The sequence below is a fragment of the Acinetobacter sp. 16 genome, assembly GCF_033439925.1.
GTDB classification, from domain to species: domain Bacteria; phylum Pseudomonadota; class Gammaproteobacteria; order Pseudomonadales; family Moraxellaceae; genus Acinetobacter; species Acinetobacter junii.
Genome location: NZ_CP137747.1, coordinates 74,594 through 89,282 on the forward strand (window position 1 = coordinate 74,594; position 14,689 = coordinate 89,282).

General features: G+C 33.6%; 14 protein-coding genes. 12 read left to right on the forward strand and 2 right to left on the reverse strand.

Translation table 11 applies throughout. The features are described from left to right. Window positions 1-4: 4 nt before the first annotated feature. From R2H34_RS17005 to R2H34_RS17055, 11 genes are all read left to right on the forward strand, one after another. On the forward strand, window positions 5-745 hold the full coding sequence (locus R2H34_RS17005) for a hypothetical protein (protein WP_061403669.1): 741 nt from the start codon (window positions 5-7) through the stop codon (window positions 743-745). Between the two features lie 3 nt (window positions 746-748). Further along, a complete protein-coding gene (locus tag R2H34_RS17010) occupies window positions 749-1,873 on the forward strand; it encodes a hypothetical protein (RefSeq protein WP_061403670.1) in 1,125 nt (374 codons plus the stop codon). 9 nt (window positions 1,874-1,882) lie between these two features. Then, the gene (locus R2H34_RS17015; protein ID WP_209798081.1) at window positions 1,883-3,019 is read left to right on the forward strand and encodes a hypothetical protein; all 1,137 of its coding nucleotides are present in this window, start codon (window positions 1,883-1,885) and stop codon (window positions 3,017-3,019) included. A gap of 106 nt (window positions 3,020-3,125) precedes the next feature. Next, entirely contained in the window at window positions 3,126-6,437 is a 3,312-nt protein-coding gene (locus tag R2H34_RS17020) for a hypothetical protein (protein WP_318342600.1), read from the forward strand. A gap of 69 nt (window positions 6,438-6,506) precedes the next feature. Next, the gene (locus tag R2H34_RS17025; protein ID WP_014538385.1) at window positions 6,507-7,475 is read left to right on the forward strand and encodes an IS30 family transposase; all 969 of its coding nucleotides are present in this window, start codon (window positions 6,507-6,509) and stop codon (window positions 7,473-7,475) included. Further along, window positions 7,468-7,953 (forward strand): LPD1 domain-containing protein, encoded by a 486-nt coding sequence (locus tag R2H34_RS17030; RefSeq protein WP_318342568.1) that lies wholly within the window; start codon window positions 7,468-7,470, stop codon window positions 7,951-7,953. Before R2H34_RS17025 ends, R2H34_RS17030 begins: the two co-directional genes overlap by 8 nt. 1 nt (window position 7,954) lies before the next feature. Then, window positions 7,955-8,362, forward strand: coding sequence for a hypothetical protein (locus R2H34_RS17035; protein ID WP_227552798.1), 408 nt, complete (start codon window positions 7,955-7,957; stop codon window positions 8,360-8,362). A 55-nt stretch (window positions 8,363-8,417) separates the two neighbouring features. Continuing rightward, complete coding sequence (locus R2H34_RS17040) at window positions 8,418-9,089, forward strand: hypothetical protein (RefSeq protein ID WP_318342569.1); 672 nt, start codon at window positions 8,418-8,420, stop codon at window positions 9,087-9,089. Further along, complete coding sequence (locus R2H34_RS17045; RefSeq protein WP_061403674.1) at window positions 9,083-9,613, forward strand: hypothetical protein; 531 nt, start codon at window positions 9,083-9,085, stop codon at window positions 9,611-9,613. The genes R2H34_RS17040 and R2H34_RS17045 overlap by 7 nt, the downstream gene beginning before the upstream one ends. Then, window positions 9,606-10,109, forward strand: a complete 504-nt coding sequence (locus R2H34_RS17050) for a hypothetical protein (protein WP_061403675.1) — start codon at window positions 9,606-9,608, stop codon at window positions 10,107-10,109. The genes R2H34_RS17045 and R2H34_RS17050 overlap by 8 nt, the downstream gene beginning before the upstream one ends. Then, window positions 10,106-11,644, forward strand: coding sequence for a hypothetical protein (locus R2H34_RS17055; RefSeq protein WP_240016386.1), 1,539 nt, complete (start codon window positions 10,106-10,108; stop codon window positions 11,642-11,644). The genes R2H34_RS17050 and R2H34_RS17055 overlap by 4 nt, the downstream gene beginning before the upstream one ends. On the opposite strand, the gene R2H34_RS17060 is transcribed toward R2H34_RS17055, so the two are convergent. Beyond that, window positions 11,641-12,117: a hypothetical protein gene (locus R2H34_RS17060; protein ID WP_318342570.1), complete on the reverse strand. Its 477-nt coding sequence runs from the start codon at window positions 12,115-12,117 to the stop codon at window positions 11,641-11,643. The two genes, R2H34_RS17055 and R2H34_RS17060, sit on opposite strands and share 4 nt — an antisense overlap. A gap of 37 nt (window positions 12,118-12,154) precedes the next feature. Beyond that, window positions 12,155-12,676, reverse strand: a complete 522-nt coding sequence (locus R2H34_RS17065; protein ID WP_225761870.1) for a hypothetical protein — start codon at window positions 12,674-12,676, stop codon at window positions 12,155-12,157. 408 nt (window positions 12,677-13,084) lie between these two features. On the opposite strand from R2H34_RS17065, the gene R2H34_RS17070 reads away from it, so the two are divergent. After that, complete coding sequence (locus R2H34_RS17070) at window positions 13,085-14,689, forward strand: hypothetical protein (RefSeq protein ID WP_318342571.1); 1,605 nt, start codon at window positions 13,085-13,087, stop codon at window positions 14,687-14,689.

Below are 14,689 nucleotides of genomic sequence, written 5' to 3' on the forward strand. Positions count from 1 at the left end.
ATGAATGATTATAAATCGTAATCTACTTTTATTGTCCTTGCTTTCCATTTCTTCGCACAGCTTCGCTGTGCAGGCTGAGAATAGTTATAACCTGCTTACTCAGCAGGTTAAAGGTGCTTACAGTGTTTTAACACAGCAAAAAGCAATTGGATCACAACAACAAGCAGAATCAGCAAAGAATGCGCATCAAGCCCTTGCTACGGCAATTGGTGCAATTAATATGTCTGATCGCCTGTTAAAATTTATGGTTGATGATGCAGGTCGTCTAGGAAGTTCACAGACAACATCTTGTGTGGTTTTTGCCAATCAGCAAGCAGAGAAAATTAAGTTAGTTCAATCATCAATCTATGCAAGAGACATGGTTTCCAACTTTATGAAAGTGATGATGAGTAATTCATCTGAAGCTGAAGCGAACAGAATTGAAAGACATAAAAATTATTGCAGTATTGCAGAAGCTAACATGGGGATTTGTTCAATATTACCTAATGGTTTGCAAAGCGGTGATTCTAATTATTCACTGGTATTCAACCATAATAAATTGCAATCAGATACACATAAGGCTGCAACAGACTATATTGCGAATATTGTTGATAACCGCTATTCCGCACAAGATATTTGTTCAAATGCACAATGTATCAGTAAACAAATCGACTATATAACACGTACTTCGGGTAATAGTTTGTCGGCTTTTGTCTTAAGTAATCAAGTCTCTCAAAGACTTCCTTACAATGTTGGAGGTCAATAAAAAATGAAATCAATCAAATTACTAATTACAACTTCCCTTTTAGCCATTCCATTTTATGAAGCAAATGCAAATGCAAATCTTCAATATGAAGTTGTATCGCCTCAATTTCAGTCTCAAGTGCAAACATTAAGTGCGACCATGACAACCAATTTCGCTACTACACAAGCGAACTTGCTTTATGCCATTCAGGAAAATACTAGACAGATTTCTTCAGCAATTAGTGTAGCAGTTACTCAATCAAGTGCAGGTGCAACACAAGTAATTGATGCAAGAAAAAATGCAGCACAAGGCTTGGCAACAGCGATCCAAGCAATAGGTCAACAAGATAAGATTATTGATACTGTTCTAAGTTATGGATCAACGGGTCAAGGCTATAATACTTGTAAAGTTCTTGTTGGTAATGCAACACTAAGTAATGGTAAAAACGAATCGCAAAAGCTCGCTGCAAAAATGGTTAATAATACCAGTACGGGTACAGGGCGATTAGTACACGATATTAATCAAGTTAATAAAGAGACTATTCAACGTCATCGTGAACTTTTTTGTACAGCAGAAGAAGCTGCAAAAGGTTTATGTACTGTAAGTAAGCTTGCAGGTGGCGACACCAATGCAGCTTTACTATTCCAACCTGCCAAAACGAATAGTTTAGAAGCTGAGGCACGTAGAAGTTTACGTGGAAATATTTTAGGTGCTCCAGATGTAGCATTGAATAGCGTCAACGGGATGACACCTAGAGGTCAACAATACTTATTTGCTTTGAACCGCAAAACAGCTTTACAAGCCTTTCCTGCCTATTCTTTAGCATCAATTGATGCTGCTAATCTTCAAACGATAAAAAATGAAAATGGTGAGCTGCGATCACCTAACCAGATGATCGATGATGTCATAGGTCGATACTATGGCACGGAAGAAGCAAAGAAATGGCAGGCTACAATGATGAATCAAAGTACACGAGGATTATTGGTTGAGATGGCACGCCAGAAAGGTGCAAATATTTGGCTCTTAAATGAGGATTATGAACGTGGTCTTCGACTTGAGGGTAATCTTGCATCACTGCTTTTAATCAGCGCAGATGAAGCGAATAGTAAAACTAAGAAAAGCTATCAGTCTATTGCAGGCCGATCTTAGGAGAATAATATGAATCGTAAAACTGGATTCTTGGCACTTTGCTTATTTAGTACATCTGTAGCTGCATATTACTGTCCACCTTATATGACACCTACATTTTTAACTCAAATGAGTACAGGCTTTGCACAGCTCAAAGCAACATTCACTACAGGTTTAAATACATTAGATACATCTGTAAGTTCTGCATTGCAACTCGAACGAAGTATGATACTTGGGGCAATTGGAGTTCAAACTCAACAAGAAGCTGTAAATGCTTCTAATATTGCACATGCAGATATGGAAATTGCACGTACAACAGCGAGTGCAATTGGGGCAATGAAACAATCAGACAGAATTAAAGATACAGCTCTCAATTATGGAGCAGCTGGTCAAGGTTACAACCCATGTCTAGTATTGAATGAACGTAGAACTATCACTGAGACACAGGAAAAGGATAAAGAAATAAGAGCTGATATGGTTTTCCAGAACGTTACAGCAGGAACAGGAAAGTTTGCAAATCCCATAAAGGCACAAGATGAAGCTTTGAAGCTTCACCACGATTATTTCTGCACATCCGAACAAGCAGCAGCAGGTCTCTGTTTGAGTGTAGGTGAAATGCAAGGAGCAAATTTACAAGCCTCTACGCTATTTGAGTATTCATCATCTACAGATAAATACGCTATGGCTAAAACCAGTTTTATTAATAATATGGTTGGTCTTCCAGATGCACCATTAAGTGCAACAGCAGCTAAAACTCCTAGAGGTCAGGAATATTTGCGTCAAAAATTTGAAAAAGATGCTGTAATTTCACCTGCGCTTAACTCTCTTATGGCTATTCAGTCAGAATTTACGGCTACACCAAATGGAACTGAGTCTGGTCAACCCGTAAAACCTTTAAGACAACAATATCGTGAGCAAGTAGATCGTTATCTTGGTCATGGTGAGGAATATAAGAACTGGAATCGAAGTTTAGTGGGACAGACTGAACGTGGAGTTTTAGTTGAAATTCTTAAAGAGGGAGCTTTGGAGCTTGCAATAATGGGTAATAAACATGCGCAAAATGAACGTATCGAATCTATGCTTGCTTCTTTAGTATCACAAGAAAATAAGAAAGTTAATTCTTTGACCAATAAAAATCTAGCAGGTTCAGCAACAGCTCCAAAGTAAACTTTAGAAATCTTTCATTTATGAAAGATATTTGAGGGTGGTTGAACCAGATTGAGATTTTGAAAAACTTTCATAAATGAAAGTTTTTCATATTGAGGATTGTAAAATGAAATGGTTAAACTTGGAAAATTACGGTCTAAATGTTGGTTTTAGACACCCGACAAAAAATCGTGACAAACTTGCTATTGTCTCAATAAATGATATTAAAAGATTGAATCATTTTTTTGATCTAGACCAATTTCAATTACACATGGAATCCATAGGTTTTAATCGTGTTAATTCTGAGAATTCTTATCCTAAATTTGTAAAAGCAGACAATAAAATTCAACCATCATTATTTAGAAAATTTCTAAATATAGATAACTCTAATATTGTTGAAATGCCTGAAAGTAATGCGATAGCTAGATTGAAAATTGATAAGGATCAGTGGCTAAGCTTTTCAAAAAGTCAAAATACACAAAAAGAATTCTGGTTTGTTGATTCAAAGGTTTATGCAGAGAAGTTCAAACTTGAAAGCTTTGCAGACATTGAAAAACAATTTAATGAGTTTAATAAAAATAAGGATGAACGATTCATAGATTTATCTTTTGAAAACCCGTTGCCAATAGATACATTAAAAAAATATGGATACGATAGTAAGATTTTTGGAGTTATCACATCTGATAAATCAATGCTAATGAACTTAGGATTTCCTGAATCTGCATTTAAAAAAGCAGATTTATCTTTTGTTCTGCCTGTAAGTGTTATGGAGAATAAGACGCTATTAGCTATATCAAATATAAAAGAAACACCTGAAATATTAGAGTATTCAGCGGATTCATGGCAGGAAGCAATAAAGGTACAAAATGCTTTGCCTGAAATTGCGAAGATAACGCAGAATTTAAAAAATTTTATTGAAAGTCCTGATGAGGAATTCATAGATTCACTTCTGTTGGAAATTAAGAAATTTCACGAAAAAGACTATGTGGATGTGTTATCTCATCAATTTAAAGCTGAACTAGCGGATGTAGGGATAAACAATAGCAACCAGAAGTTAGAAACTCTTATAGCATACATTCATAAAATTGATATTTATAACGAGTTAGACTCGAACAAATTAGAATTAATAAAAAAACAGCAGCAAAATTTTGAAAATATTGAACACAGTAAGACAACGGATGTTGTCATAGAAACAATAGAGAAAGGGAAGAACAGGACTGCCGATAGAATTGAAGATTATGGCGAAAATGTTTTTGGTGCACGAAAGCACTTTTACGAAAATAGAGATTCAACATTACTTGAGATAGAAAAAGATAGAAATCATTCTTTTGAAATATTAGTTGATAAATATAAAAAAAGCTCATTGTGGAACTTCAAAAAAGAGACATTGCCTCAGTTGGAGGATAAATCGAATGAATTATTCTTTTTTGCACAATCAATTTACAATATGATCCCAAATAAATTGAGTATGGCTAAAATTGATAAAAATAAACCTGAAATTTTCATTCAAAGATTAAAAGACTATTCAAAGTTTGTTGGACATTTTAAGGAAATTATTCAAGCAGGTATTGATTTACATGACCGCTACCCATTATCAGCTATGACTAACATGCTTGTAAACTATAAGAATGTTATAGATAAAGTAGCTTCAAATCCACAACAGTTTTACTTTGATGATCTAGATCCTGAGTCGCCAGAATTTAATGATTCATCTCGGTCTAACATCCGAGAGTTCATTAAAGGAGTAAATAGAAAATCCTCAAACTTATCAAAAACAATGTCTTTTCTTGAAGACGTAAAAGTCGGTTCAATAAAAGTTATGGTGAATACCATAAATGAGGATACTTCTGAAATAGATGAGATCTACTTTAGAAGATATGTTGAAACTGGAGGAGAGATTAATCATACAAATCAACTTTCAAAATATGAAATACCTCCTCATGCTAAATTGGAAAATGCTTTTTATACATTCGAGAAAGTTACAGGCCAAGATGGGTTTTTTCAAATTATAAGGAATGGGAGTGGTTTCAAAGATCAAATCCAGAAAGTTATAGAAAAGCTTAATTTAAGTCTAGAAATTCAAAAAAATATAACACCTGAAAAAGAGATTTCATATTTTAGAGCAAGTTATGATCCAAATTATAAGGATCTAGAATTAAATGACTTAGAAAATAAATCGGATAATGTCATTTCAGAAAGCAGTATAAAAATCACTGAAAGATTTGATTTAGAGTATAAAAAGCAAATCAAGCAAGATCAACCAGAACGTCTAGATCTTAGGTATCCTCAGATTCTCCAGAATTTGACACACGAAACATCAACTGACTATAGAAATAGTGAGGATGTTACAGTCGATGACTTTGGTAGGAATTTCGCATTTCGAGCTGTGCAATTTGGTAATTGGGTTACACAAAATGAAAGACAGGAACTACTAAACATTACTTATGATGGCTTAAGTGAGCTAAAAAATGTATTGAACTTGACTGACTCTGATATTTCATTTAATGGTGAATTGGCAATAGCATTCGGTGCAAGAGGTAGAGCAGGCAGAGGTGCAGCAGCAGCGCATTATGAGCCTTATAGTCAAATATTTAATTTAACAAAAGTACGTGGAGCAGGTTCAGTATCACATGAATGGTTTCACTCATTAGATCACTATGCTGCGAGGGTTTTAGAGGAACAAACGAAAAAGTTAGTTTACAAAAGTGGTAGTTTTAATGCTGTAGAGAAAAATTATTATTTGAGTGAACTCATGGCAGATGTTGATTATGAAAGTTCAAAATATATTATTGATTCAAACCCAATACTTAAGTCCTTTTATAATTTGCAAAAAAAATTGAATGGCAAAATGGAAGCTGATGAAATATTCACTAAAGAGGGTATAAATCTAATTAAAGTACGTTCTGAGGAAGTGATTGAAAACTCATTACAGAGATTAATAATAAAAAAAGACCAATTAATTAATGCTGTTAGAGAAATTGGCAAAGATGATGCTGCTCAATTTCTGAATAAAACGATGAGTGAGATTGTTGATAGTCTTTATAGACTTAAAACAATAGAATTGGATCAACATTATAAAAATCCCTTATTTATACCTGATCTTCGTTTGCATCAGTCTAATACTGCTAGTATGTATCGTGCTATTGGAGCTGCATTGAGAAAAGACAATATCTCTTTTGGAAGATATACGTTATCAAATCCGATAACTGAGGAAAGTAATCGGTTATTGAGAGCTAAAAATGAAGTTGGACAGGAGAGTATAGCCTCTACTAGAGAATTATACAGTCATCTCAGATTACACAGAAATGTAAAAGGACTTGAAAATGAAATACATGCTGTTGCTTTTCAAATAATTCAAAGCCAGATTTTACCCTTAGCAATTAGTGAACTTATACGGGGCAGAGTAAAACTTGAAGTGCGACATAAACCACCTAATTAATTTAAAGGGTTTATGGAGTATATAAAATTGTCATACCATCATCTTAACTTTGAAGATCGTACTGCATTAATGCTTGAGTCAAGAAAAGAAGGCTTTTCAGCCAGAAAATTTGCTGAACTTATTAAAAGACATCCTAGTACGATCTATCGTGAGCTTAAAAGAAATAGCATCAATGACGTTTATCAAGCTCGATATGCTTCTGATAACACTTTTGCTAGACGTAGACGTGGTCACAGAAAACTCAAAATCGATTCAATCCTCTGGAAATTTATTGTTGAAGCGATCCGTTGTTTATGGTCTCCTCAGCAAATAGCAAAGCGTTTAAAGACATTTCCTGATTTGGATCAAACAATGAATGTAAGCCATACAACGATTTATTCAACGATACGAGCATTACCCAAGGGTGAGTTGAAAAAAGACTTATTATCCTGTCTACGTCATGAAAATAAAAAGCGAAAAGCTAACGGTGAACCTAAAAAAGATTCTATATTACAGGATATTAAAACTATTCATGAGCGCCCAGCCGAAGTTCAAGAAAGAAAAATACCGGGTCATTGGGAAGCTGATTTAATTAAAGGTAAAGACAATAAAAGTTCGATAGCAACACTTATTGAACGAAATACACGGCTCTGTATCTTGGCAACATTACCTGATGCAAAGGCAGAATCAGTGCGCAAGGCTTTAACTGAAGCTCTGAAATATTTACCTGCAGAACTGCGTAAAACGTTGACCTATGACCGTGGACGCGAGATGGCAGAACATAAAATACTTGAAGAAGATTTAGGCATAGATGTATATTTCTGTGACCCACATTCACCCTGGCAAAAAGGCACATGCGAAAATATGAATGGTTTAATTAGGCAATATTTACCTAAAGGGATTGATTTAAATCAGGCAGATCAGCATTATTTAAATCAAGTTGCCATGTCACTGAATACTCGTCCTAGAAAAGCGTTAGATTGGCTTACACCATTAGAGAAATTTGCTCAGCTTGTTGATTATCATAAGACTTTTCAAACTGTCGCACCTCATGTTTGAATTCGCCCGGCATTCAGATCCTCAATATAATAAAATGAAAGAAAGATCACTGCGTATCTTGATTGATAGAGCAGAGGCATTTTTCAAAATTAACTCATCAAAAAATAATAATGATCTTTCATTAGATGCGATGTTTAATAAGAATAATTTCGCAAGTAAAGCTCGGTTACTCGATGTTACAGCTAATGCTTACTGGTCAAGAACCTGTGAGAAGTTTGCACGATGTGGAGAAGCATTGGTTACGGATCTCTTTAAAGAAAAGGGTGTAAGTGTGGGTTATATCGTTCAATGTATGGAAGATCCCAAAACGAATGGTGAAAGATCTGGTATTACACCCTCTGGCCAAGATAGGGTAGAGATATTGCAAAGTTACAAAGAGACCATGCAAAGTTTGCGTGAGTATGTTTTTAAACCAAAACATTCTGCTAAAAACACTCTTGAGGTGAACGCAGAGTTAGAAAATTCTGTGAGAGTATGATATGGAACTAAATAATACAAATTTTCAATTGAAGACAGTTTTACTCAGCTATTGTCGAATGCAAAGTGAAAAATTGAAATATAAATATATGGATGGTTATGTAGATCCAGAGAGCTGTGCAACTTATCTATATCCTGTAGTTTGTTTTCTTACAGAATCGGAGTTTATGTATTACTACAGCCGTAACAAAGATCATGATTCAGAGATACTTTTTGAATATGAAGAAAATAAAGATTTGTCATTATTTAAGCCGATTAAAGTAACACCGACTACTGCACTAAAATCCATATCATTTAGTATGATAGCCCCATTTTTCTATTTTTGGCTAAAGATGTTAGTTGAGCGATATTTTGACAAACTTGAACTCATTTATATACATTTTCCCAAAGAACAAATTTTTAAAAATTGACACTTTAAAATTTTTAAAATACTCTTAATGTATCTCCGTAGCAATGAGTCTGGCCATGAATACAACAATACGAAATACTTATGACATTGGCTCTGAACTTTTTGGTTTAAAGGTTCGTCAGGTAGCAAATTTGCCCAAAGAAAAAACTCAAGATTTCATAACGGAATTGTTGGACTCATATCCAAAATCTGATGGGCAGGGGTATGTTTCTAAAGAGAAATCAAAAAGAGGTTATTCGATAGAAGAAGTAGACAATAAAGTCATCATCACTTCATTTATCCATGTAGATCGAGAAGACTGGTATGAAATCGTTTGTGGGTTTGATTTCATCGAAAATCAAGTTTACATGTCTTTGATGACGGAGAGTAATTCAGAGATATTTAAGATTGGTGATGGAACTGAATCTTTTTCAACAAAAACAGTGTCTATAAATGAGTTTATGAAAGTGGGGGAGCAGGGTGAGCCGTCTAAATTTGAAACGCTCATAGGTTCACTAACTATTGCACTTTTCCCTGAGTCGCTGTTTGAAGCGTACTCATTGAAAGACGTTCTCCATTTCGGCATTCTTTTTTCAAAGTCTTATTATGAAGCAGATCAAAGTATAAATCTGACTATTAGGAATGTTCTAAGAGATCACCTTTCGGCTAATAATCCTCAAGACCACATTCTTGATCTGGAAACAAAAGCACATTTAATTAATGCTCCGTTTATGGCACTTAGATGGTAAACAAACAGTCAATAAAAATTATTGACCTGATTGCAAAAAATTATAGTCAAGGTCTGTCTCCAGATGAGTATTCTTTATTTAAGGCTGTAAATAAAAGTTCAGGTAGGCCAGTACATTTAGACTACTATGGTTTTTTTGAAAACCGTAAGATTTGTCTACTAAGTGAAGTTGATGAAGAAATTGAGATCACAGGAAAATCAAAGATAAAATTGTATTTTCGCAAAGAAACACTTCAAGTAGACTACTTGGATGCAATCACTGAAGAAGTGAAGTTGATGCCAATTTCAAAGATACTTTTATTGGAAAATACTCTTTTTTCTAAATTATTGAGTCCAGTTGGAGACTTCAAGTTTAGTATAGAGTTTGAAGTAAAAGGGCAATTTATTGAATATGGATTTATTCATATCCTAAAAGTTATACAATTACTTATAGAGAAAAATTTACCATTCTCTAAGTTATGTGACTTTTTGGATTCAGGAAAATTTAAACTGCAATTATTAGCAAATGGAGCTGACAATGTTTGAAGCCATTCAAAGTGATTCTGCAATTGAATCTTTGATAAAAGCTGAGGATTTCGTGCTTGTACGTGGAATAAATTCTACAGAGCTAATTGGTCAAGTTTCATTCGATAAAACTTGTATCTATCTTTCAATGGTAGATACCGAATTGAGCCGTATACTCATTAACTCAAAACTGTTGATTTCACGCATAGGTTCACTGAAAGAAATTATCGAAAAATTTCCAATCACTTTTTTTCATACAAAAAAGTTTATTGAATGCTCCACTGATGAAAAGGTAATAAAATATTCTTCAGATAGCTTATTTATAATTAAAGCTATGTACCATTCAATTGTACAAAATAATTCTTTGGAACAAGGCGAGAATAAAAATGCTATTGAGAAAAACTTAAAAGAAGCTGTAACGAAAGCAATTGAAGAAGAAGTTTTTATTTCAGATATGCACTTCTCATTGTCAGAATATATTTTTAAAAGACCTACTACTGACATGGAATATAAATGATAAAATATTATTGCTTTGAAGATTTACTGCTGACTGAAAATGATAATGAATTTGTAGGTTACTTAAATCTTTATTGCAATAAAGACAATGAGATTAAGCATTTAGATTTAAATAGTGGTTTAGATAGTAAATATATCCTTAATAAGTTTCAGCATATTTTACAGAATGGTTATGCTTCAATATTTTTTAAATATTCATTCTTTAATCAAGACTATACTAGGATTTGGGGAATTCACCACGTAATATTATGTCTTTATCTACATGAACAATGTTCTAAATACGGCACATATTTATGCAAAATTGATAATAAAAATCCAGAAATCGTTTTACCATTTTGGTATAAAAACAACTCTCAATTTCAGTTGGGTGACTTTGGTTTTGTATTGGAAAATTGCCAGATAGATCCAGAGACTACAGATCCTTTTTTTACATCTTGTGATGAAATTGTTTCAAATCTAAAGGACATTTGGAAGAACTATTCCAGTGAAGAATTTGATCATCCTTTTTTTAGGAACTTATTTTTCATTCTTATCCTATCTTCTAGTGGTAACTATTCAAATTGTTTTAAAACCGATCTTTTAAATACAAAATTCCATATTTCAAACATACTTGAATCTGCAATAGCAAATTTCTCTAATTTTTTAATTTGTTTTGATAATTTGATCTGTGAACTAGGTTTTACTAATACTAAACAGATTAATAAGGTTGAAGTTAATCTGGTTGACGATGTTGGAGAATTAACTGAAGCTGAATTCTCTGAACTAGCGTTTGAAATAACAAACTGGATTGAGTCAAATGGTAGAGTCAATACAGTCAAAATATCAGGAGAGGGCATATCTCTAAAACAGGATCAGGAACAAACTATTCATGAACCAGTAAACACTGAGATTCAACTTGATACCACTATTCTCATCAATCAGAATCTATGTGATTTTAGTTTTGATGATTTTAAAAAATTGTTTAGAGAAACCTGTATTCACTATGCAGAACAATTTTTTAAAATTGAGAAAACTTTACCCTTGCAAGGATTTTACATTAACTTTTTGGAATATATCGATGCCAACTTATTAAAGCAAAAAAGTAAAATCGAGGCTGTGCAGCTTAATTATTTAAAGTATGAACTCTTATTTTCTATGGCTTATATTTTTTCAAAAAATTATGTATATAAATTTTTGAGTGATAATTATCTGACACTTATCAATAATTCGGTTGCCTACTCAAAAGAATTAATTTCTTTAATTAATACAAAAATAAAATCTGTAATTATATTTTTGAAAAATAAGTATGAAAGTGCATATTCGGTAAGTCCAGAAGCATTCCAAAACTTTTCAACATTCCAAATAGTTTATTATTATTTGAGATTTTATTCAGAGTTTATTGTTGAAGTAAATATTGGTTTTTTTATTGATTTTGATAAATTGATGATTGAACAAAAATATAAAAACGAGCTTGAAAGAATTTCAAAACTTGATTTAAGTTTTTTTTATTATTTGACGGAGAACTCTCCCCGTCAAATATATTTGATTAAAAATTAGAAGAATGATCCAAAACCTTGTTCTTGATTGTTGGAATTTTCTTTTGTTACTTCATTCGAGCGTTGCTGCGAAAGTTGTTCTTTGGCCTTAATTTGCTCAATAATCTCTTTTTGCATTGGGTTGATTACGGGAGTTGCGGATTTTGTTATTTCATTTGAGCCATTTTCAAATTGGTAATTTGGCATAGACATTGTTCTTACCAATTCTTCTGCTTTTCTATAGTAGCTACTGGTGAAGAAGTTATTCGCTACTTCACTTAAAACAACTGAGTTTAACTTTGGATTGTCTAAAATGAGCGATTGGATATTATTGATTCCTAATCGGTTAAAGATGTTTCCTAAAGATTTTCGGTGGTCATTAACTTCTGGAATTTCAAGTTTAGCCGTCTTGTGCAAATTGTTTAAAAGCGGACTTGGTGAGAGTAGTCCAGTAAAGGGAATAACTTTACTGCATTTAATATCTGTTGTATCCATTGTAACCTCCATGCCGATCTACGGTCATATCTTAAGTTTATCGTTGCGGATTAAAGCTGTTTTCAATAGTAGATTTTAATACAACTTTTTGGGTGGTTGTGCTATCTCTTTCAATTTCTCTATGTTTAGAAACAATTTGCTTCTCAACTGAGAATTTTTGGCTTTCTGGTACGAATGCCAGTACGTTCTCTTTTGTTGATCTCACGAAATCAATTTTTGCTGAGCGTTCGCAGTTAAGATTCTTGATACATTGTAAAGTTTTAGTCAGAGATTCATCATTAACTTTTTCAAGTGAAGGATCTTTCATAAAGGCAAGGGCAGTCTCAAAAACGAGATTGTTTGCTTCATTCAGAGCTGTACGTTCTCGTTTCAGGTTGACCAAAACTTTATCATTGATGATTTGATGCTTTAAGGCAACAGAGCTATTGTCAACATCCTTGAGACCATGCTGTATCCTGTGTTCTAAAACTTTATTCAGCTTGTTATCATTTCCTGCCTGCATTGCATAACTTAGGATCTGATTAGCGTGCATTGTATTTAAAGGTGCAGATTGTTGCATATCAACAATCGATGCAAGTAAGTTTGTATATGATTTGGTACTACAATACATACCCGTAACCTCTAAAGATATTGATTCTTCCTAACTCATTAGTTGTAAACATAAATTTTTAAATTAATAGACGCTAAAACTTAACATTAAGTTTTACATTAAACACTACTATACAACTCGTATCAATTGATTGTAATACTTTATTTTTCAAAGTGCTTTAAAAAATGATTAGAATCTCAACAAAAAAATAATTGCTCCAAAATTTTTAAAAATTGTGTATTACTAAAATTTAAATTAATATTGCCTATAGTAAAGAAAGTCCGTTTTTATGCGTATTCTTTACTCCAATTAACAAGATAGTAGAGCTACTTGTAAGCCTAGACAATTTATTTGCTAGGATAAAAAAGGATAACATTAATGAGTATATACTGCCCGTTTTCATCTGATAGTACCTGTCAGAATGATGCTGCTGTTGCGTTACTAGGCAAAATTTTTGGCCACGATTTCATTCAAGCGTTTGTAACAGGAAACTCACCTGCTGCAACTGCACCGCCTAGTGGCGAACTTGCCCCTGTGTTATTTGGTGCTTTAGGGCACATGGGACTTGTAGCTGCTGCTTTCCTTTTTCTATGTCTAATCTTTTCTTCTGTGATGCACACTGCTCAAGATGGAGAAGTATTTGGACAAGGAAGTAAAAAGGGATGGGTTGTAATTCGCTTTATTACTGCGGTGGTTTTCTTATTACCTACCGTATCTCTCTATAGTGTTATTAACATTCTCTTATTGATGATTGTACTGGCATCTAATGGAATGACCAATAAAGCGAATCGAGAATTCCTCCAGACTGCTATTCAGAATCCATCACCAAGTTTTGCTTCCATTGACAACTATGATCCCTATGGATATAGAGCCTTTGCGTTGCAGAAAATACGTCAGTATCAATGTACAAGGGTATTGAATGCTAATTTCAGTCCAGATGCTTCAATAGGCGAAAAAGTCTATCCTGATGGTTCAAGAAGTTATATTAAAACTGTTGGCGGTGAAAATATATTTCATGGTGAACTTGTTGATAATAATAAATATTTAGATCAAGGATATTTTGGAGCAATTTGTGGTAGCTCTGACTATATTGTTACTAATGCTTCAGCGTTAGGTACTAATATTAAGTATTTAACTCAGAATCCTGATTTGGATGATTATAAAACCTATAAGACAAGAATGATTCTGAATATTCAGAATTTAAAATTTCAGGGTATTAGTCGGTTGAATACTGCGATTACAGCTTATGTCAATAATTTTCCTGATTTGGCAGAAAGTCCTGAGTCTTATGCAACGATCTTTAAACAACGATTTGATCCGCTTGTCCTTGATAAAATAATCACAGATGAGATAGCGAGAACGGATTCCGAAATCACGAATTATTTAACTTCGCAGCAAAACTCATATATCCAAAAAACACTTGATTACTATGCTCAAAAAGGTTGGACTCAGGTTGCATTAGCTAAAAGACAAATGGGTGAGTTCCAGAAAGATATTTATGATGCTAAAGCTAAAGTCATATATCGTGGTACTAATCCTGACTTACAACGGATGAATCGTGAGGGTGTATCTAGTGAAAAAGAGAAAGTTATGTATAACGTTCTCGTTCGTCAAATGGATATGGCCATTAATGATTACATGAAAACCCCTACAGTTGTAACTAACTTGTCTACGTCTGATATGGAAAACTTAATTCCAGAGGATCTTACAAGTGAAGACGTTTCATATAAACGTATAGCAGCTGATGTAGAAGATGCTAATACAACTTTAGTTATGAAAACGATGCGAGTCTTTATCGATACGTTTGTTGGGTCTAGTGCGACCAATAATGTTGATGCTATTACTCGAATGCAAACAACAGGTAATGTTTTGCATATCGTACTAACTCAATTGGATGGTGCTATTTCTGGCCTGCGAATTGGATTAACTGTAGGTGGTGCAACAGTGAACCGTACCAGGTTTGTCGGAGACTCAATATTCTGA

What these genes read in the sequence shown, in the direction of transcription:
- R2H34_RS17050 (WP_061403675.1), top strand. Translation starts at nt 9,606, where the DNA reads ATGTTTGAAGCCATTCAAAGTGATTCTGCAATTGAATCTTTGATAAAA.
- R2H34_RS17060 (WP_318342570.1), bottom strand. Translation starts at nt 12,117, where the DNA reads ATGGATACAACAGATATTAAATGCAGTAAAGTTATTCCCTTTACTGGA.
- R2H34_RS17035 (WP_227552798.1), top strand. Translation starts at nt 7,955, where the DNA reads ATGGAACTAAATAATACAAATTTTCAATTGAAGACAGTTTTACTCAGC.
- R2H34_RS17030 (WP_318342568.1), top strand. Translation starts at nt 7,468, where the DNA reads ATGTTTGAATTCGCCCGGCATTCAGATCCTCAATATAATAAAATGAAA.
- R2H34_RS17055 (WP_240016386.1), top strand. Translation starts at nt 10,106, where the DNA reads ATGATAAAATATTATTGCTTTGAAGATTTACTGCTGACTGAAAATGAT.
- R2H34_RS17025 (WP_014538385.1), top strand. Translation starts at nt 6,507, where the DNA reads ATGCTTGAGTCAAGAAAAGAAGGCTTTTCAGCCAGAAAATTTGCTGAA.
- R2H34_RS17065 (WP_225761870.1), bottom strand. Translation starts at nt 12,676, where the DNA reads ATGCAACAATCTGCACCTTTAAATACAATGCACGCTAATCAGATCCTA.
- R2H34_RS17045 (WP_061403674.1), top strand. Translation starts at nt 9,083, where the DNA reads ATGGTAAACAAACAGTCAATAAAAATTATTGACCTGATTGCAAAAAAT.
- R2H34_RS17020 (WP_318342600.1), top strand. Translation starts at nt 3,126, where the DNA reads ATGAAATGGTTAAACTTGGAAAATTACGGTCTAAATGTTGGTTTTAGA.
- R2H34_RS17070 (WP_318342571.1), top strand. Translation starts at nt 13,085, where the DNA reads ATGAGTATATACTGCCCGTTTTCATCTGATAGTACCTGTCAGAATGAT.
- R2H34_RS17015 (WP_209798081.1), top strand. Translation starts at nt 1,883, where the DNA reads ATGAATCGTAAAACTGGATTCTTGGCACTTTGCTTATTTAGTACATCT.
- R2H34_RS17010 (WP_061403670.1), top strand. Translation starts at nt 749, where the DNA reads ATGAAATCAATCAAATTACTAATTACAACTTCCCTTTTAGCCATTCCA.
- R2H34_RS17040 (WP_318342569.1), top strand. Translation starts at nt 8,418, where the DNA reads ATGAATACAACAATACGAAATACTTATGACATTGGCTCTGAACTTTTT.
- R2H34_RS17005 (WP_061403669.1), top strand. Translation starts at nt 5, where the DNA reads ATGATTATAAATCGTAATCTACTTTTATTGTCCTTGCTTTCCATTTCT.